The following is a 15,370-nucleotide window of genomic DNA, read 5'->3' as shown; positions in this document are numbered from 1 at the left end:
ACTTGTCGGGCCACCACCTGGCACGTTCCGCCTCCGCCGACCCTCCGGCCGGCACCGTCGAAGGGAGCGCCGCCGTGCGCCGCACCGTGTTCAACGAGGACCACGAGGCCTTCCGGGAGACCATCCGGGACTTCATCGCCAACGAGGTCGTCCCGGTCTACGAGAGCTGGGAGGCCGACGGCCACCCGCCCCGCGACTTCTACCGCCAGCTCGGCGAACTCGGTGTCTTCGGCATCGAGGTGCCGGAGGAGTACGGCGGCGCGGGCGAGAGCGGGTTCAAGTACCAGGCGGTGGTCGCCGAGGAGACCGCCCGCGCGGGCGTGAGCTTCGGCTCCTCCGGCGTGCACACCGGGCTGGTGCTGCCGTACCTGCTGGAGTACGCGAACGAGGAGCAGAAGCGGCGCTGGCTGCCCGGCTTCGTCTCCGGCGACATCATGACCGCGATCGCGATGACCGAGCCGGGCGCCGGCTCCGACCTCGCGGGCATCACCACCACCGCCCGGCTCTCCGAGGACGGCACCCACTACGTCCTGAACGGCGCCAAGACCTTCATCACCGGCGGCGTGCTGGCCGACCTCGTCCTGGTGGTCGCCCGCACCGCCCCGTACGACCCGGAGAACCGCCGGGCCGGGCTCTCCATCCTGTGCGTGGACACCACCTCGCCGGGCTACTCGGTCGGGCGCAAGCTGCAGAAGATCGGCCTGCGCACCTCGGACACCGCCGAGTTGGCGTTCGTCGACGTCAAGGTGCCGGTGGAGGACCTGCTCGGCGAGGAGGGCGCGGCGTTCTCCTACCTGACCCACAACCTGGTGCAGGAGCGGCTGGCGATCGCGGTGGGCGCGTACGCGGCGGCCGCGGCGGCGGTGCGGTTCGCGCTGCAGTACGTCAAGGACCGCAAGGTGTTCGGCAAGGCGGTGGCCGAGTTCCAGAACACCAAGTTCACCCTGGCCGACTGCCAGGCCCAGGTGCTGGCACAGCAGTCGATGGTGGACCGCGCACTGGAGCTCTACCAGAACGGCGAGTTGAGCGTCGCGGACGCGGCCGCCGCGAAGCTGTTCTGCACCGAGTCGGCCTCCACCGTCATCGACAAGTGCCTTCAGCTGCACGGCGGTTACGGCTACATCCTGGAGTACCCGATCGCCCGGCTCTACACCGACAACCGGGTGTTCCGGATCTACGGCGGCACCAGCGAGGTCATGCGCAGCATCATCGCCAAGTCGATGGGGCTGTAACGGCGTTACCGCTCCCTCTCCCCGGAACCGCGGCGGGCCGCACCCCCATGGCGGCCCGCCGTGCACACTCGTGCGCGGATGCAGCCGTACGCGCGTGCGTCCGTACGGGTGGGCATCCCCGTACAGGTGGGCGTCCGTACGGGTGGGCTCAGTTGGGTGAGCCGTGCTCCGCGCGCCAGGCCTCCCAGCCGGCCGAGGAGGCCACCTTCGCCTCGTGCAGGGCCCGCTGGGCGAGCGCGCCCGGTGGGGTCTCCATGCTGCGCACCCAGTCGCGGCCTGCGGTGAACAGCGCCGCGCACACCAGCGCCGCCCCGGCCGCGCCGAGCACCGAGCCGATGCCGGTCAGCACCACGCCGCCGGCCAGCAGCGAGCGGTTGACCTGGAGCCCGTTCAAGATCTTCTGGTTGGTCGCCATGCATCCACGATGAGGGCAGTCGTCGTGGGCTGCACCTCGGACGGCGCACTTCGGGCGGTCCGCTGCGAGGGGCCCGCTGCGGACCGCTCCCGGGTGCGCGCCGCCGGTCCGTCCGCGAACCTGGGCACACAGCCGGGGCACCCGGCTTGAGGAGGAGGCGGCGCGATGCCCGATCTCGAACGGCTCGCCGTGGAGCACGCCGCACGGGCGGCCGAGGGTCCGCACGGGCGCAGCGCCCACCTGGTGCTGCACGACGGGGTGCTGCGGCAGACCGTGATCGCCCTGACCGCCGGCACCGCACTGGACGAGCACACCCCGCCCACCGCCGGGAGCGTCCAGGTGCTGCGCGGCCGGGTCTCGCTGACCATCGCCGGGCGGCGGGTGGAGCTGTCCGCGGGTGCACTGGAGCCCGTCCCGCAGGAGCGGCACGGGCTGGTCGCCCACGTCGACTCGGTGGTGCTGCTGACCGCCGTCACGGCGTAGCGGACATACGGCGTAACGGACGTCACGGCGGAGCGGGCGTCACCGCGCAGCGCGCGTCACGGCGTGGCGCCGGTTCCCAGTACGCTGCCGCTGACCAGGCGGAGCCCTTGCAGGAACTCCTGCCCGTTCGGGGCCAGTTCGGGAGCGGCCAGCCACTGGGCGACGTAGCCGGCCAGCAGGATCTGATAGAAGGTGCCGCGGGCGAGCTCCTCCTCGGTGTCCGGCACCTCGGGCAGCCCCTGGAACAGTGCGGCGAGGCCGAGCCGGCCCTCCTTCTGGGCCTCCGCGAACGCGGCCGCCAGCTCGGGGTTGTGCCCGGCCTGGGCGAGCGCCTCGAACTGGGCCGCCCAGAGGCCCCGGTGCTCGACGAAGACGCCCTTGAGCCCCTCCCAGGCGGCGGCGAAGCGCTCCTCCGGGTCATCGGAGGTCCGGTTGGCGGCAGCGACCACCTCACCCATGCCCTGCCCCAGCTCGCCGATCGCCTCGATCATCGCGGCGTTGAGCAGCGCGTCCTTCGAGCCGAAGTGGTAGCCGATCGCGGCCAGGCTGACGCCCGAGGCGGTCGCGATGTCGCGGGCCGTGGTGCGTCCGTAGCCCTTCTCGTACAGGCAGCGCTTGGCGCCGTCCATCAGGTCTTCGCGGTTTCCCATGCCCCGATCCTACGGAAGGTCTGCACAGATGTCTTGCACGCATGTCTTGCACTGAAGTCTTGGACGATCGATTTACACATACGTACTAGACAAGCGTCTGAAACGTCCGTACCGTCTTCCCCATGACCGCAACCACCGGCCGCGCAGGCCGTCGCGAATGGATCGGCCTCGCCGTCCTCCTGCTCCCGACCCTCGTGCTCTCCATGGACATGGGCGTGCTGTTCTTCGCCGTCCCCTACATCTCCACCGAGCTGGCGCCCAGCGGCACCCAGCAGCTGTGGATCATGGACATGTACTCGTTCCTGCTGGCCGGGCTGCTCATCACGATGGGCGCGCTGGGCGACCGGATCGGCCGCCGCCGGCTGCTGATGATCGGCGCCGCGGGCTTCACCGGCGCCTCGCTGCTGGCCGCCTGGTCCGGCAGCGCCGAGCAGCTGATCGCCGCCCGCGCCCTGCTCGGCGCCGCCGGGGCCACCGTGATGCCCTCGACCCTCGCGCTGATCCGCAACATGTTCCACGACCCCAAGCAGCGGCAGGTCGCCCTCGGCGCCTGGGGCGGCGTCCTCACCGCCGGGGCCACCCTCGGCCCGGTCGCCGGCGGGCTGCTGCTCGACCACTACTGGTGGGGCTCGGCCTTCCTGGTGGCCGTCCCGGTGATGGTCCTGGTGCTGCTGACCGCGCCCGTCCTGCTGCCCGAGTACCACTCCCCCGCCCGCACCGGCCGCTTCGACCTGCCCGGTGCCGTGCTCTCGCTCGCCGCGATCCTCCCGCTGGTCTACGGGGTCAAGACCCTCGCCGTGGACGGCTGGAGCCCGCTGCCCGCCCTCGCCACCGCGGCCGGGCTGCTGCTCGCCGTCGCCTTCGTGCGGCGCCAGCGCACCGCCGCGAACCCGCTGATCGACCTGAGCCTGTTCCGGATCCGCACCTTCAGCGGGGCGATCAGCGTCAACACCCTCGCGATGTTCGCGATGATGGGCTTCGCCCTCTTCACCTCGCAGTACCTGCAGCTGGTCAAGGGCATGAGCCCGTTCACCGCCTCGCTCTGGTCGCTGGTGCCCAGCGTCGGCGTCGGCGCGGCGGTCGGGATCAGCTCGGCCCTGGCCGGCAAGGTCCGCCCGGCGGCCCTGATGGGCGGCGGCTTCGTGGTCGGCGCGGCCGGCTTCGCGATGATGACCCAGGTCGGTCCGCACTCGCCGCTGGCGCTCATCCTCACCGCGGCGGGCGTGCTGGCCGCAGGCACCGTCGGCACCATGACGATGACCGCCGAGATGGTCGTCTCCGCCGCCCCGGCCGAACAGGCCGGCGCAGCCTCCGCCACCTCCGAGACCGCCGTCGAACTCGGCAGCTCGCTCGGCATCGCCCTGCTCGGCGCGGCGGGCGCCGCGGTCTACCGCCACCAGCTGGACGGCGCCCTCCCGGCGGGCGTCGACGGCGCGGCCGCCGGCGCCGCTCGGGACACCCTCGGCGGCGCGGTCTCCGTCGCGGCCCACCTCCCCGGGCGGCTCGGCCCGGACCTGCTGGAGACCGCCCGCGGCGCCTTCACGGACGGCCTGCACGTCGCCGCCGCCGTCGGCCTGGTCTTCGCCCTCGGCGCCGCCCTGCTGGCCCACCGCCTCCTGCGCCACCTGCCCGCCACCGCGGCCCCGGCCGCCGTCGACGCCGAGGCCGTGAACACCGAGGTCGTGAACACCGAGGCCGCCGCCATCTGAGCCACAGCACGGCCCACCGCACGGCCCCGGTCCACGCGAGTCATCGAGAGCCCCCGCCCGATCCCGGCGGGGGCTCTCCGCTGTTCAATGAGACGAACTCACGGGTGCGGGTGGACCTCGCGGCGATTGCCCACCGACAGAACCCGGACCACCAGCACCCCGTCCCTGACGGTGTACAGCACCCGGCAGTCCCCCACCCTCAGCCGCCATCGGGCGTGGTGCCCCTGAAGAGCCTTGATGTCGAAGCCCGAGGTGTCGCCGGCATCCAGGGCCTTCGGCAAGTCGGCGAGCCGGCGAAGGATCCGAACGGCATCCTGCTTGGGCACCTTGAGGAGATCCCGCTGCCCGTGCGGGCTGAACCTGGTGACGTACCCCATCGCGGTCAGCCGTGGTGATCGCGGAGCATGGCGGCCATCTCTTCCAGGGAGACGGAGCCGTCAAGCCCTTCGGCCTCGGCCTCGTCCGCGAGACGGTTCAGCCACTCGTCCTCGGCCTGCTCGGCAATCTCCCGGAGGTGCCGGTACTCGGCGATGTCGATCACCACCGCCTCCTGTTTGCCCCGCCTGGTGATGATCGTCGGCGTCTCGTCACGTCGCGCCCGTTCGATCACATCTGCCAGATGGCTTCGAACCTCGGCCATCGACTCGATCACTGGCTCAGTCATGACACGAACGTAGTAGATGTACATCTGCTGCAGCCGGCGGTCCGCCGACCGGGTTCGCGAAGACACGGCGCGGGGGCGGGCGGCCGTGCCAGGGTGGGCGTATGGGGACTGAACACGCGCGGGTGCGCGGGAGTTACGACGCGGTGGCGGAGGAGTACCTGGGGCGGATCGGGGGTGAGCTGGCGCACAAGGTGGTGGACCGGGCGCTGCTGGGGGCCGTCGTGGAGGAGGCGGCCGGCGGGCTGGTGGCGGACCTGGGGTGCGGGCCGGGGCACGTGGCGCAGTGGCTGACCGGGCAGGGCGCGCGGGTGGTCGGGATCGACCTGTCGCCGAAGATGGTCGAGCTGGCCGCGCGCGAGCACCCGAAGGCCGAGTTCCGCGCCGGCGACCTGCTGGCCCTGCCCGCCGCCGACGGCGAGTTCGCGGCGGCCGTGGCCCTGTATTCGGTGATCCACCTGGAGCCTGGCGAGCTGCTGCCCGCCTTCGCCGAGATGCTGCGGGTGCTGCGGCCCGGCGGGCTGCTGCTGGTCTCCTTCCACCTGGGCGAGGAGGTGCGGCACCTGGAGGAGTGGTGGGGCCACCGGGTCGACGTGGACTTCCACTTCCTGCGGACCGACGACGTCGCCGCCCGGCTCGCCGAGGCCGGTTTCGCCGTCGAGGCGCGGCTGGAGCGGGAGGGCCTGCCCGAGGAGGCCGACACCCGGCGCGGCTACCTGCTGGCGCGGCGGCCGCGGTGACCCTCGCACAGCGGCCGCGGTGACCGTCCACCCGGGGGTGGACGCACTGCCGTCCACCCCCGGGTGCGTGCCGCGGGGGCGCGGCCGGAGGACCGTGGAGGGGTAGTCCGCGACCGTCAGGAGCCCCCCTCATGTCCCTGCCGTCCCTCCTCTCCCTGCTCGGCATCCTCTGCTGGGTCGGCTACGAACTGCTGCTGCGCCGCCGCGAGGACAACGCGGCCGGAAGCTGGCGCGCGGACGACCGCGACCGCGGCTCGACCCGGCTGCTGCTCGGCTGCTACGCCGCGTCCGTCCTGGTGGTCGTGCTGTTCGAACGCGCCGACGTCGGCGTGCTGCCCACCGGGCCGCGCTGGTTCGGCGTCGCGCTGGTCGCCGCCGGGCTCGCGCTGCGCGCCTGGGGCATGCGGACCCTCGGCCGCTACTACACCCGGACCCTGCGCACCGTCGACACCCAGCACGTGGTCCGCACCGGCCCGTACCGGCTGATCCGCCATCCGGGTTATGCCGGCAGCCTGCTGGTCTGGACCGGCTACGCGCTCGGCACCGGCAGCTGGGCGGCGTCCCTGCTGGTCACGGCGGTGCTGCTCGGTGCGTACGGCTGGCGGATCGCCGTCGAGGAGCGGCTGCTGCTCGGCGCTCTCGGCCCCGCGTACGCCGACTACCAGCGGGTTTCCAAGCGGCTGGTGCCGTTCGTCTTCTGATGGCCGCCGACGGCGCGGGCGGTGGGATTCGCCGTCCGGGCCCTCGTGGTCCGCTCGAACGGCACCTGGTTTTCGGCCAGCGTTTCCCAGCCGGTGTATCCGTTCGGCGTCAGGTCCAGGCATACTGGCCGACAGGGCCTAGCGCCCTCCGTGACTCTAGACAAGAAGGGACCGGTGGCCAGGGATGCTGCGGAACGGTCTTGAGCCCTGGCACATCTTGGTGGTGCTGGCGGTCGTAGTCCTGCTGTTCGGATCGAAGAAGCTGCCGGAAATGGCGCGCGGCCTCGGGAAGTCGATGCGCATCCTGAAGGCGGAGACCAAGGCGATGCGCGAGGACGGCGACCAGACGGACGCCGGCACCGCGCAGAGCACGGCCGCCCCCCAGGACGCCGCCCGCCCGGCCGTCACGCCGACCAACGTGACCAAGGCCACCGAGACGAAGCACACCGAGACGACCGCCTGAGTCGCCCGAGCTTCCAGTCGAGCCCCCCGGTGAATCCACCGGGGGGCTCGACGCTTCTCCGCTTCCGCCCCGCCCGGGCGGAGTAGTCGGGCGGGCGCGGCGCGCCCGGGTCGACCAGGCTGGGCGGGATGTCCGAGAACCCTCCTCCCCCGCCCACCGACCTCCGGGCCGGAGCGTGGCTGCTGGGCGCGTTCGTACTGCTGACGGTCGGGTACTTCACGCTGCCGCTGGAATGGTTCGGCGACCGTCGTCCGGTGCTGAGCTGGACGGTCTTCGCGGCGGCGCTGGGCGGGTTGAGCTGGCTGATAGTGGCGAAGATCGTCGGGGTGATGCGGGGGACCGCGAAGCGGCCGGTGGTCTGGCTGGCCTTCCTGATCTTCCTGACGATGATCATCTTCTCGGCGACGTACTACGCACTGGGCTCGCACAAAGCCGAGTTCGCGGGGCTGGAGACGCGGTTGGACGCGCTGTACTTCACGGTCGTCACGATGGCGACGGTGGGGTACGGGGACATCACGCCGGCCGGGCAGACGGCACGGCTCGTGGTGGTGCTGCAGATCGCCTACAACTTCGTGTTCCTCGCGGCGGCGGCCGGGACGGCGTCCCGGACGATCCGCGGGAACGTGGAACGGCGGATCCGGCGCGACGAGTGAACCCGGGACGGCGGGCCCGGCTCAGTCGTCCTCATCGGGCGGCGGCGGGGTGGCACGGAGGGCGGTGACGACGCCCAGGGCGACGGTCGCGATCGCCAGCGCGAGGAGGACGGCGAAGGCGGCGGGGATCAGGAACCGCACGTGGTGTCCCGGCGGTCGCGCTCGGCGTCGAGGAGGAGGGAGAGGAGGTTGAGGAGCGTGGAGGCCGGGGCCGTGTTGAAGCAGACCAGGACCCGGCCGTCGAGGGTCCTGTCGGTGGCAGCCGAGGGGAAGATCAAGCCGAACTTCCGGCCGCGCTCCTGCACTTCGGCGAGGAGCGTACGGATGTGCTCGTCGGTGTAGTGCCGGATCCGGGGATCGGTCGGCAGCATCGGACGGCGGCGGGGGGCGGACTTGGGCATCAGGCGGCGTCCAGGTCGCACTCGAACCAAACGCACTTGCCACGCTCCTGCGGGTCCACGCCCCAGCGGTGGGTGAGCCCCGCGACCAGCTGGAGGCCCCGGCCGGACTCCGAGAGGAGGTCGGGGGCCTGCGGGGCGGGGAGCTTCGGGCTCTCGTCGGAGACGGAGACCCGGAGGGTGTTGTGGAGGAAGAGGATCTGGGTGACCGGCGCGGGGGTTTCGCCGTGCCGCCAGGCGTTCACCAGCAGCTCACCGAGGGCGAGTTCGGCGTCGAAGGTGGCGGAGGGGTGCCAGCCGGCGCGGACCATCGCGTCGCGGAGGGACTGGCGGGAGAGGGCGAAGGAGGGCGTGTTGAGGTGACGCATGGGAGAACTCCCGGGCGTGTGGGGTGTGGAGAACCGGCGGATACGTCACCGTGAGCCAGGCCGTGGAAGAAGACGTGGCTGCTCTGCGGTGCCTGCCAGCAAGCATTACTGACGATCCGTCGGGTCGACGTGGGATCAACCATAGCGCCCATCGACCTAATCTTAGGTCGATGGGCCGAAGTTCCCTCTCCCGGGGGACAGATGGCCCCATTGACTAGCGGCGCGGCACACTGGACCCACATGATCTGAGAGGACTCCATGCCAGGCCGCCAGAACCCAACCTTCCGTCAGCGCCGCCTGGGCGCCGAGCTTCGGAGGATGCGCGAGCAAGCAGGCCTCAGCGGCAACCAGCTTGCCCGCATGCTCGGAGTAAGCGCTCCCCAGGTCACGCAGATGGAGAACGGAAAGACGAGTGCCAGCGCTGACCGCATCCGGACCATCGCCGAAGCCTGCAAGTGCGAGAACCTGCCACTCATCAACGCCCTGGGCGGCCTCGTCACTTCACGCAGGAAGTCCTGGTGGGATCAGTATCGCGACTGCCTTTCTGACGGCCTACTCAAGACCGCCGAGCACGAAGACTTCGCCGCCGGTGTCATTCGGTCGTGGACGTCGGCCATCATCCCAGGCCCTTTGCAGACAGAGGACTACGCGCGAGGAGTGTTCAGTCGGCGGATCCCTCCGCTCTCCACTGAGGAGCTCAACCTGCGCATCGAGTTCCGCTCAGAGCGCAGAAGGAAAATCCTTCAGCACCCGAGCAAGAGCCATGAGGCCTATATCCACGAGTCCAGCCTCGTCACACGCTTCGGGGGCACCGAGGTGCTGCGGAACCAGCTTCACTCCCTGATAGACGACTCCCTCCGGGAGGACGTGATCATCCGCGTCGTTCCATTCACAGCTCACACTTACCCAGGCCCGATCGAGAATCTCGTCTACTCCTTCGGGGAGGTCCCCGAGCTCGACACAATTGAGGTGGAGTTGTCGCGTAGCCCGATCTACCTCGATGACCCGACCGAGCTCGCGTCCTATCGCAAGGTCTTCGACCGCATCGCGCGCACCGCACTCAGCGAGGAGGACTCCCAGGATCTGATCCGACAGACGCTCAAGAACTTGAAAGGCTGAGATGTCTCAGAACCAGTGGCTGAAGTCGTCCTTCAGCAGCTCCGGAGAAAACTGTGTGGAGGTCCGCAGGACCGACGCCCTGCTCGAACTCCGCGAGTCCGACGAGGGCGAAACCATCCTCCGCACCAACCCCACCGCCTTCGCCGCTCTCCTCCACGGCCTCAAGAGCGGCGAATTCGACCACCACGCCTAACGCTTCAGCGGCCCCCTCGCGTTCTCGCGAAGGGGCCGCTTCACATAGCTCCAGGAGGCCAGATGTCCAGCCCCCAGTGGCAGAAGTCCAGCTACAGCGGCGCGACCAACGAATGCGTGGAGGTCCGCAACGCTGACGGGCTGGTCGAAGTCCGCGAGTCCGACGAAGGCGAAACCATCCTCCGCACCAACCCCACCGCCTTCGCTGCCCTCCTCCACGGCCTCAAGAGCGGCGAGTTCGACCACCACGCCTAACGGGCAGCGCAGGAAGTCGGCCAGGCCGACTTCCTGCGCTCAACCACTCGTCCGTCCCTGTCGGGGGTGATTCAGGGGCGTCTCAGGGCTGCACCCCATACCCAGCGCCCCGGCGGACCGGGCAAGCTCGTCACGTTGCCGCGTTGACGACCGGAGAAAACAATGACCGCTGGAATCGCGCCCCGCCTGCTTCTTGCCCCGGTGCGCCTGCTGAATGTGCGCCAATCCGGTGCGGCACGCCTGCCGTTGGGGATCGTGCTGTCCCTGGCCGGCGTGATGCTGTGGTTCGACCTCCTGGCGAGGGGCGTCTGCTTCCCCCTGACCCAGCCGGACACGAAGACGTCCTGGGGCGGCCCCACCATGGCCGGCGCCTGGTCCGTCCACTTCGCCCTCCTGGCCGCCCTCGTCCTGGCCCTGCACACCGCCGCCCTGGCCCTCGGCCGAAAGACCCCGCGGCGCTGACCGCGCGGCTGAGCCGTCGAGATCCAACAGCACACCTGCGGACCCCGTTCGCGGCCTGCCCATCCGCCGCTCTACGAGCCGCTACCGCTGGGACAGCCGGGTCTCAGCCCCCGTTCTGCAGCCGCTGGAGCAGGTCGGCGTCGCCCTCCATCCGCAGCGAGGCGTTCGGGATGCGCATGTACATGAGCAGGGCCATCTCGCTCGCCGTGCCGTAGACGGCGGCGGTCGGCTTGCTCTCGGCGGCCTCCGCCGCGGTGAGGCGGGTGAAGCGGGAACCGCCGGCGTCCACCGTCTGGCGCCAGATGCCGGCCCCCTCCGCGTGGTAGTCCATGGTGGCGGGCTCATGCGGCCACGGGACGGTGACGGTGCAGACGGTGGCGAGGAACTCCTCGATGGCGTCGACCGCCTCGGTCGTCGGCAGCTCCTGCGGCGCACCGGAGGCCAACTGGGCGTCGTAGGTGTGGATGAGCGTCTCCGGAACGCGGCGGCGGGCCACGCCGGCCCCCGTGTGCGGCGAGGCCAGCGGCTCCCACCAGGCCCAGCAGCCCCGGTCCGGACCGGCCTCGCGCAGAGCGTTGATCAGCTGCTCCGTCGAGTCGGCCAGCCAGGCTATGAGGGCCTCGCGCTCCCTGGGCGCCGTCTTCCCGTCCTTGCTCGGCCGCTCGTCGCCCGGCGCGGTGTTCAGCACGATGTAGGCCCAGAAGCGGTCCCCCTCACTGAGGTGGTTCGCCAGGTCGTACAGCGTCCAGCCCGGGCAGGACGGGACGTCCGCGTCGAGGCTGGGGGCTGCGGCGACGGCGGCGCGGAACGCGGCGGACCGCTCGTCGATCATCTGCAGCAGGGCGGGGAAGGAGAATTGCTCAGTCACGCAGACCTTGTATCACCCGGGCCGGAACTCTCGCACTCGATTAGTCGGCTCTCCCCGGGCGGGACGGTCTGCGGCCAGGGCTCGGGAAGGGCCCCGGTCGCCGGGCTGCTCGCGGTGCGCCCGGGTTCGCGGACCCGACTGTGTCACAGTCAGTGACTCTGGCCGGCCTCGCGCAGCAACTCGCGGAATCCTGCCGTCGTCTGCTCGCGGAAACCGATGAAGAACTTGTTGGCCAAAGGGACGGCCCACCTACTGCCCCGGCCGGCCACGTTGAAGACCCGATGCGTGACCCGGGTGCGCCCGGCCTCCTCGGTGACCTCGTACTCTCCTCGATACCACCAGCCGCCCTGATAGGCGAACCGACCGTGCTCCCGGTCGATCTCGGCCCGCGCCGGATCCAGCCCCGCAACTCCGTTGAACCTGCGTGCGATGAGGTCCAGCACACGGTCGGCTGAAGCGTCCACAGTGTCGGTGAGTACGATCATCAGCTTCCTCGTCATACTGCCAGTTTGCCACGGTTGCAGACCCAAGTCCGGTGCAATGAGCTGAATATGACTGCCTGTCAGTAGCGCGCCCCTGCCCTCGCCCCGAAGAGCTCGTGCCGGTAAGCGCGAACTGCCGAACCGCACGAACTCAACGAGCAGGTCTGGGTGATGGCGAGCGCGTCGCCCCGGGGGTGTACACCAGATACGTCCTCGGGCCGAGCGCCCTGGGGAGAGGTGACATCCGCCGGCCGACGCGGTGGATCGTGGTCCGTCCCTAGGTTCATGGCCATGGCGAATGCACCGATGATCGATCTTCGCGGCACGACGAAGAAGTACGACGACGGCCCGCCCGCACCGGCCGGCGTCACCTTCTCCAACCCGCCGGCCGTGCCATGAGCGTCATCGAGCGATCAACGGCGAAGGCACTGCCCGGGTCGACCCGCGAGCACGCCGCTGCGGGCAAGCAGCCCGCGCAGCATCGGCGTTGCAGCCCTTGCCGGTGGCCTGCGTCGGCACTCATCGGCTGTGGAGTCGCCGTTCTCGCCTGGGCGTTCATACTCTGCACCACCCTGCCGTCGACAGCGACCGCTGTGCACTGGTCGGCCGCCTGGGCCGGGTTGGATGCCATGGAGGCACTCGGCCTCATCGTCACCGGGGTCCTGGCCGCTCGTGGCGATCTCCGCCGGGCCCTGCCTGCCGCGGCCACGTCGATGCTGCTGCTGGTCGACGCCTGGTTCGACCCGATGACCGCGGGGCCCGGCAGCGATCTCGCCGTGGCGCTGGCCATGGCGTGCTTCGCCGAACTACCGCTTGCGGTGGTCTGTGCCCTCGTCGCCTGGCGGGCGCTCCGCGCTCCGATGCCACGACCTGCCTGACTGACCGTCAATCTACAGAAACAAGAGGACTCTTGATCATGACTCTTCGCACTGCTCTCGGCCGCCCCGGAGTGCGATGGGGGTTGACCGCGGCGGCGGCCGGCACCGCGGCCCTGTCCTGGTGGGCGTTCGACTCCGCCCCCTACCCGTACGCGCAGCGGTGGCTCCTCGATCTGCCCCTGCCGCTGCTCAACCAGCAGCGGCTCGATTCGATGCTGGAGTTGCGTCAGGGCGAGCGGGTTCTGGAGGTCGGGCCGGGCACAGGCCTCCAGGCCCTGCAGACCGCCCCTCAACTGGGCACTGACGGCCGACTCGACATCGTCGACGTCCAGCAGGAGATGCTCGACCACGTGATGGGCCGGGCCGCACGGCGCGGTCTCACCAACATCGCGCCGACCCGGGCGGACGCCCACCACCTGCCGTTCGAGGACTCCGTGTTCGACGCCGCCTACCTGGTGACGGCCCTGGGCGAGATCCCGCAACCGGAGGTGACGCTGACGGAGCTGAGCCGGGTGGTGAAGCCGAACGGACGGATCGTGGTGGGCGAGTTCTTCGACCGCCACCAGGTGCGGCGTGCCACCCTGGCTCGCCACGCCAATGCTGCGGGGCTCCACGTGACCCGGCTGATCGGCCCGCCGTTCTCCTACTACGCCCGGCTGGCGCCATGCCGCCTGCACCGCGGCGCGGTGACGGGTGCCGACGGCTGTCAGCGGCGCCGGTGACCCCTACGGGACGGTCGAGCGTGCTCCTGGCAGGCGCGGGCGACCCGCACCGGGTCGGTGATCAGCTCGACGTGGGTCCATGTCGCGGGGTGACTGGTGAAGGTCTACGTATGCGCTGAAGATGTGGCGAGCGCAGTCGGCCGCCTGGAGCATGCCGACGATCAAGGAGTTCTCCCACGCACGCATGACTGGTGGGAGGACCACGGCCGCCCGGGCTTCGAGCGGTTCGGGCTCACCGTCGGCCCGGTGGTTGGATGTCCAGGTGAACGACCAGCTCGAATCCCCCGCCTGTCCCTGCGTCCTCTGCGACCCCGCCGCTTCCGCGACCGTCCTCGCGCGGTTCCGACGCCGGAGGCACTGGGGCTCGGAGATGGCGCACGTACGTGACCACGGCTGGCACGTGGTCGGCGTGGGCGGCGGGGAGATTCCGGACTGGGCGTTCACGGTCGGCCTGTGGCACTCGTACCGGATCCCCGAGATCGCCTTGTTCGGCCTGGAGCTGACCGGGCTGATGCACTGGGTCAACGAGGCCGCCGCGCTGCTGCGGGACGGGGCGTCCACGGAACCGGGCACGCTGCTCCCCGGTGTCATCGAGGGGTATCCGCTGCGGCTCCACCCGGTGGATCCCGGTTGGCACCTGCCCCTGTTCGGGACCGCCGCCGGCTTCTACCGGCGCGCCCCGTTCCCCGTCGTCCAGTTGGTCTGGCCCGACCGCGAGCAGCGGTGGCCCTCCGACGAGCGGGCCACTCCCGGCTGCCGTGCGCAGCCCAGCCTCTGGCTCCCGGTCGGCGAGCACCCGGAGGGCGTGTGGACGGAGGAAGCCGCCCTGCTCTGAGCCGCCCTGCTCTGAGCCGTCCCGCTCCCCCACAGGGTTTTCCACAGGGTGTGGACAACCCTGTGGGTCAACCGTGGGTGGTGTCGATGACGCAGAAGCGGTTGCCCTCGGAGTCGGCGAGGACCACGAAGTCCGGGTCCTCGGGGTAGAGGTCCCAGTCCACGGGCCGGGCGCCGAGGGCGAGCAGGCGGTCGACCTCGGCAGCCTGGGCGGCGGCGCCGTCCGCGTAGAGGTCGAGGTGGACGCGGGGGTGGTCCTGGACGGGGGTCTCGCTGTAGCCCAGGGCGAGTTGGACGCCGGTGCCGCCGTCGGCGGGGACCAGCACCGTCCAGCCGTCCTCGACCAGGCCGTCGCGCGGCACGTAGTCGAGCGCGGCCGACCAGAAGGCGACCGCGCGGGGCATGTCGGCGACACCGAGGACGAGGGATCCGATCGTCAGCACGGCGCCATTATGACGTGGCGTCGCCCTTGGTCCGGCGCGCGTAGGCCCGGGCCGCGCGGACCCGGTCTCCGCAGCGGACCGAGCACCAGTGGCGGGCGGCGTGGGTGCGGACCAGGAAGCGCAGGCACGGGCTCGCGCTGCAGGCGGCGAGGCGTTCGGCGTCCGGGCCGGTGAGCAGTTCCGCCGCGTCGGCGGCGATGACGGCCATGGCGTGCACGGCGACCCGGTCGGCCGGGTGGGCCAGGGCGCGGTACGGGCCGTGCGGCTCCTCCCAGCGCAGCAGGGCGGCCGAGGAGGTGGCGGTCAGCGCGGAGTTGAGCGCATCCACGGCCTCGGGCGGCGGCACGGCGCCGTCGACGCGGGCGGCGAGCAGGACCCGCAGGTGGGCCCGCAGTTCGCGCAGCCGCCCCGCGCAGTACTCGTAGACCTCCGCGCCGACGGGGGCGAGACCCCGTTCGACCAGCCACCGGGTGGCGTCGGCGGGGGCGGCCAGCAGGTCGAGGCGGCCGGCGGTGAGCGCGAGGTCGCTGTTGGCGAAGTCGAGGGCGACGTGCTGCTCCGAGCCGGGTGCGGGCGGCGGGGCGGTGAGGGCGGCGTTCACAGTTCTCATGGTAAACCTTGCGCTCTTCCGTGAGGGAGCGT

Annotated in this window: 24 protein-coding genes; 14 read left to right on the top strand and 10 right to left on the bottom strand. The window is 71.0% G+C overall.

Annotated features, from left to right (window positions below; translation table 11 throughout):
• The first annotated feature begins 74 nt into the window (after positions 1 to 74).
• Positions 75 to 1,232 (top strand): acyl-CoA dehydrogenase family protein, encoded by a 1,158-nt coding sequence (locus ABTY61_RS31585; RefSeq protein ID WP_350508544.1) that lies wholly within the window; start codon positions 75 to 77, stop codon positions 1,230 to 1,232.
• A 148-nt stretch (positions 1,233 to 1,380) separates the two neighbouring features.
• Here the strand turns inward: ABTY61_RS31585 and ABTY61_RS31580 are convergent, their stop codons facing one another.
• Complete coding sequence (locus ABTY61_RS31580) at positions 1,381 to 1,647, bottom strand: hypothetical protein (RefSeq protein ID WP_350508543.1); 267 nt, start codon at positions 1,645 to 1,647, stop codon at positions 1,381 to 1,383.
• A gap of 165 nt (positions 1,648 to 1,812) precedes the next feature.
• Here ABTY61_RS31580 and ABTY61_RS31575 point away from each other — a divergent pair, with 165 nt between their 5' ends.
• Positions 1,813 to 2,130 (top strand): cupin domain-containing protein, encoded by a 318-nt coding sequence (locus ABTY61_RS31575; protein ID WP_350508542.1) that lies wholly within the window; start codon positions 1,813 to 1,815, stop codon positions 2,128 to 2,130.
• A 56-nt stretch (positions 2,131 to 2,186) separates the two neighbouring features.
• Here ABTY61_RS31575 and ABTY61_RS31570 read toward each other — a convergent pair whose 3' ends face one another.
• Positions 2,187 to 2,780 carry a TetR/AcrR family transcriptional regulator gene (locus ABTY61_RS31570; RefSeq protein WP_350508541.1) on the bottom strand — a complete coding sequence of 198 codons (594 nt, stop codon included), beginning with the start codon at positions 2,778 to 2,780 and terminating at the stop codon, positions 2,187 to 2,189.
• A gap of 122 nt (positions 2,781 to 2,902) precedes the next feature.
• Here ABTY61_RS31570 and ABTY61_RS31565 point away from each other — a divergent pair, with 122 nt between their 5' ends.
• Complete coding sequence (locus tag ABTY61_RS31565) at positions 2,903 to 4,489, top strand: MFS transporter (protein ID WP_350508540.1); 1,587 nt, start codon at positions 2,903 to 2,905, stop codon at positions 4,487 to 4,489.
• Positions 4,490 to 4,587: 98 nt separating this feature from the next.
• On the opposite strand, the gene ABTY61_RS31560 is transcribed toward ABTY61_RS31565, so the two are convergent.
• A complete protein-coding gene (locus tag ABTY61_RS31560; protein WP_350508539.1) occupies positions 4,588 to 4,866 on the bottom strand; it encodes a type II toxin-antitoxin system RelE family toxin in 279 nt (92 codons plus the stop codon).
• Between the two features lie 5 nt (positions 4,867 to 4,871).
• On the bottom strand, positions 4,872 to 5,153 hold the full coding sequence (locus tag ABTY61_RS31555) for a type II toxin-antitoxin system Phd/YefM family antitoxin (protein ID WP_350508538.1): 282 nt from the start codon (positions 5,151 to 5,153) through the stop codon (positions 4,872 to 4,874).
• 101 nt (positions 5,154 to 5,254) lie between these two features.
• Here ABTY61_RS31555 and ABTY61_RS31550 point away from each other — a divergent pair, with 101 nt between their 5' ends.
• From ABTY61_RS31550 to ABTY61_RS31535, 4 genes are all read left to right on the top strand, one after another.
• Positions 5,255 to 5,890: a class I SAM-dependent methyltransferase gene (locus ABTY61_RS31550; RefSeq protein WP_350508537.1), complete on the top strand. Its 636-nt coding sequence runs from the start codon at positions 5,255 to 5,257 to the stop codon at positions 5,888 to 5,890.
• A 131-nt stretch (positions 5,891 to 6,021) separates the two neighbouring features.
• On the top strand, positions 6,022 to 6,591 hold the full coding sequence (locus ABTY61_RS31545) for a methyltransferase family protein (RefSeq protein ID WP_350508536.1): 570 nt from the start codon (positions 6,022 to 6,024) through the stop codon (positions 6,589 to 6,591).
• A gap of 184 nt (positions 6,592 to 6,775) precedes the next feature.
• Positions 6,776 to 7,054, top strand: coding sequence for a Sec-independent protein translocase subunit TatA (gene tatA / locus ABTY61_RS31540; protein ID WP_350508535.1), 279 nt, complete (start codon positions 6,776 to 6,778; stop codon positions 7,052 to 7,054).
• 128 nt (positions 7,055 to 7,182) lie between these two features.
• Positions 7,183 to 7,707: an ion channel gene (locus ABTY61_RS31535; RefSeq protein WP_350508534.1), complete on the top strand. Its 525-nt coding sequence runs from the start codon at positions 7,183 to 7,185 to the stop codon at positions 7,705 to 7,707.
• Positions 7,708 to 7,835: 128 nt separating this feature from the next.
• Here the strand turns inward: ABTY61_RS31535 and ABTY61_RS31530 are convergent, their stop codons facing one another.
• Positions 7,836 to 8,108, bottom strand: a complete 273-nt coding sequence (locus ABTY61_RS31530; RefSeq protein WP_350508533.1) for a hypothetical protein — start codon at positions 8,106 to 8,108, stop codon at positions 7,836 to 7,838.
• Positions 8,108 to 8,473: an ATP-binding protein gene (locus ABTY61_RS31525; RefSeq protein ID WP_350508532.1), complete on the bottom strand. Its 366-nt coding sequence runs from the start codon at positions 8,471 to 8,473 to the stop codon at positions 8,108 to 8,110. The genes ABTY61_RS31530 and ABTY61_RS31525 overlap by 1 nt, the downstream gene beginning before the upstream one ends.
• Before the next feature lie 258 nt (positions 8,474 to 8,731).
• Here ABTY61_RS31525 and ABTY61_RS31520 point away from each other — a divergent pair, with 258 nt between their 5' ends.
• The 4 genes from ABTY61_RS31520 to ABTY61_RS31505 all read left to right on the top strand — a co-directional run bounded on the left by ABTY61_RS31520 (position 8,732) and on the right by ABTY61_RS31505 (position 10,501).
• Positions 8,732 to 9,592 carry a helix-turn-helix domain-containing protein gene (locus tag ABTY61_RS31520; RefSeq protein ID WP_350508531.1) on the top strand — a complete coding sequence of 287 codons (861 nt, stop codon included), beginning with the start codon at positions 8,732 to 8,734 and terminating at the stop codon, positions 9,590 to 9,592.
• A 1-nt stretch (position 9,593) separates the two neighbouring features.
• Positions 9,594 to 9,785 carry a DUF397 domain-containing protein gene (locus tag ABTY61_RS31515; RefSeq protein WP_350508530.1) on the top strand — a complete coding sequence of 64 codons (192 nt, stop codon included), beginning with the start codon at positions 9,594 to 9,596 and terminating at the stop codon, positions 9,783 to 9,785.
• 62 nt (positions 9,786 to 9,847) lie between these two features.
• On the top strand, positions 9,848 to 10,039 hold the full coding sequence (locus tag ABTY61_RS31510) for a DUF397 domain-containing protein (RefSeq protein ID WP_350508529.1): 192 nt from the start codon (positions 9,848 to 9,850) through the stop codon (positions 10,037 to 10,039).
• A gap of 162 nt (positions 10,040 to 10,201) precedes the next feature.
• Positions 10,202 to 10,501 (top strand): hypothetical protein, encoded by a 300-nt coding sequence (locus tag ABTY61_RS31505; protein WP_350508528.1) that lies wholly within the window; start codon positions 10,202 to 10,204, stop codon positions 10,499 to 10,501.
• Positions 10,502 to 10,604: 103 nt separating this feature from the next.
• On the opposite strand, the gene ABTY61_RS31500 is transcribed toward ABTY61_RS31505, so the two are convergent.
• Positions 10,605 to 11,369: a maleylpyruvate isomerase family mycothiol-dependent enzyme gene (locus ABTY61_RS31500; protein ID WP_350508527.1), complete on the bottom strand. Its 765-nt coding sequence runs from the start codon at positions 11,367 to 11,369 to the stop codon at positions 10,605 to 10,607.
• 149 nt (positions 11,370 to 11,518) lie between these two features.
• Positions 11,519 to 11,869: a hypothetical protein gene (locus tag ABTY61_RS31495; RefSeq protein WP_350508526.1), complete on the bottom strand. Its 351-nt coding sequence runs from the start codon at positions 11,867 to 11,869 to the stop codon at positions 11,519 to 11,521.
• A gap of 377 nt (positions 11,870 to 12,246) precedes the next feature.
• Between ABTY61_RS31495 and ABTY61_RS31490 the strand changes: the two genes are divergently transcribed.
• The 3 genes from ABTY61_RS31490 to ABTY61_RS31480 all read left to right on the top strand — a co-directional run bounded on the left by ABTY61_RS31490 (position 12,247) and on the right by ABTY61_RS31480 (position 14,286).
• Positions 12,247 to 12,729, top strand: a complete 483-nt coding sequence (locus ABTY61_RS31490) for an iron-sulfur cluster assembly scaffold protein (protein ID WP_350508525.1) — start codon at positions 12,247 to 12,249, stop codon at positions 12,727 to 12,729.
• A gap of 38 nt (positions 12,730 to 12,767) precedes the next feature.
• On the top strand, positions 12,768 to 13,451 hold the full coding sequence (locus ABTY61_RS31485) for a class I SAM-dependent methyltransferase (RefSeq protein ID WP_350508524.1): 684 nt from the start codon (positions 12,768 to 12,770) through the stop codon (positions 13,449 to 13,451).
• 370 nt (positions 13,452 to 13,821) lie between these two features.
• On the top strand, positions 13,822 to 14,286 hold the full coding sequence (locus ABTY61_RS31480) for a DUF4262 domain-containing protein (protein WP_350508523.1): 465 nt from the start codon (positions 13,822 to 13,824) through the stop codon (positions 14,284 to 14,286).
• Between the two features lie 67 nt (positions 14,287 to 14,353).
• On the opposite strand, the gene ABTY61_RS31475 is transcribed toward ABTY61_RS31480, so the two are convergent.
• Together ABTY61_RS31475 and ABTY61_RS31470 are read right to left on the bottom strand one after the other, a co-directional pair.
• The gene (locus tag ABTY61_RS31475) at positions 14,354 to 14,728 is read right to left on the bottom strand and encodes a VOC family protein (protein WP_350508522.1); all 375 of its coding nucleotides are present in this window, start codon (positions 14,726 to 14,728) and stop codon (positions 14,354 to 14,356) included.
• A gap of 7 nt (positions 14,729 to 14,735) precedes the next feature.
• A complete protein-coding gene (locus ABTY61_RS31470; protein ID WP_350508521.1) occupies positions 14,736 to 15,338 on the bottom strand; it encodes a CGNR zinc finger domain-containing protein in 603 nt (200 codons plus the stop codon).
• Positions 15,339 to 15,370: the final 32 nt, after the last annotated feature.

Source organism: Kitasatospora sp. NPDC096128, assembly GCF_040303105.1.
Taxonomy (GTDB): domain Bacteria; phylum Actinomycetota; class Actinomycetes; order Streptomycetales; family Streptomycetaceae; genus Kitasatospora.
The sequence above is the reverse complement of the archived record's forward strand: the minus strand, read 5'-3'. Positions and strand labels throughout refer to the sequence as shown.

Coding starts and splice junctions, on each gene's coding strand:
- ABTY61_RS31520 (WP_350508531.1), top strand. CDS start 8,732: ATGCCAGGCCGCCAGAACCCAACCTTCCGTCAGCGCCGCCTGGGCGCC.
- ABTY61_RS31490 (WP_350508525.1), top strand. CDS start 12,247: ATGAGCGTCATCGAGCGATCAACGGCGAAGGCACTGCCCGGGTCGACC.
- ABTY61_RS31550 (WP_350508537.1), top strand. CDS start 5,255: ATGGGGACTGAACACGCGCGGGTGCGCGGGAGTTACGACGCGGTGGCG.
- ABTY61_RS31535 (WP_350508534.1), top strand. CDS start 7,183: ATGTCCGAGAACCCTCCTCCCCCGCCCACCGACCTCCGGGCCGGAGCG.
- ABTY61_RS31575 (WP_350508542.1), top strand. CDS start 1,813: ATGCCCGATCTCGAACGGCTCGCCGTGGAGCACGCCGCACGGGCGGCC.
- ABTY61_RS31525 (WP_350508532.1), bottom strand. CDS start 8,473: ATGCGTCACCTCAACACGCCCTCCTTCGCCCTCTCCCGCCAGTCCCTC.
- ABTY61_RS31470 (WP_350508521.1), bottom strand. CDS start 15,338: ATGAGAACTGTGAACGCCGCCCTCACCGCCCCGCCGCCCGCACCCGGC.
- ABTY61_RS31560 (WP_350508539.1), bottom strand. CDS start 4,866: ATGGGGTACGTCACCAGGTTCAGCCCGCACGGGCAGCGGGATCTCCTC.
- ABTY61_RS31570 (WP_350508541.1), bottom strand. CDS start 2,780: ATGGGAAACCGCGAAGACCTGATGGACGGCGCCAAGCGCTGCCTGTAC.
- ABTY61_RS31530 (WP_350508533.1), bottom strand. CDS start 8,108: ATGCCCAAGTCCGCCCCCCGCCGCCGTCCGATGCTGCCGACCGATCCC.
- ABTY61_RS31515 (WP_350508530.1), top strand. CDS start 9,594: ATGTCTCAGAACCAGTGGCTGAAGTCGTCCTTCAGCAGCTCCGGAGAA.
- tatA (WP_350508535.1), top strand. CDS start 6,776: ATGCTGCGGAACGGTCTTGAGCCCTGGCACATCTTGGTGGTGCTGGCG.
- ABTY61_RS31495 (WP_350508526.1), bottom strand. CDS start 11,869: ATGACGAGGAAGCTGATGATCGTACTCACCGACACTGTGGACGCTTCA.
- ABTY61_RS31505 (WP_350508528.1), top strand. CDS start 10,202: ATGACCGCTGGAATCGCGCCCCGCCTGCTTCTTGCCCCGGTGCGCCTG.
- ABTY61_RS31485 (WP_350508524.1), top strand. CDS start 12,768: ATGACTCTTCGCACTGCTCTCGGCCGCCCCGGAGTGCGATGGGGGTTG.
- ABTY61_RS31555 (WP_350508538.1), bottom strand. CDS start 5,153: ATGACTGAGCCAGTGATCGAGTCGATGGCCGAGGTTCGAAGCCATCTG.
- ABTY61_RS31580 (WP_350508543.1), bottom strand. CDS start 1,647: ATGGCGACCAACCAGAAGATCTTGAACGGGCTCCAGGTCAACCGCTCG.
- ABTY61_RS31565 (WP_350508540.1), top strand. CDS start 2,903: ATGACCGCAACCACCGGCCGCGCAGGCCGTCGCGAATGGATCGGCCTC.
- ABTY61_RS31545 (WP_350508536.1), top strand. CDS start 6,022: ATGTCCCTGCCGTCCCTCCTCTCCCTGCTCGGCATCCTCTGCTGGGTC.
- ABTY61_RS31480 (WP_350508523.1), top strand. CDS start 13,822: ATGGCGCACGTACGTGACCACGGCTGGCACGTGGTCGGCGTGGGCGGC.
- ABTY61_RS31510 (WP_350508529.1), top strand. CDS start 9,848: ATGTCCAGCCCCCAGTGGCAGAAGTCCAGCTACAGCGGCGCGACCAAC.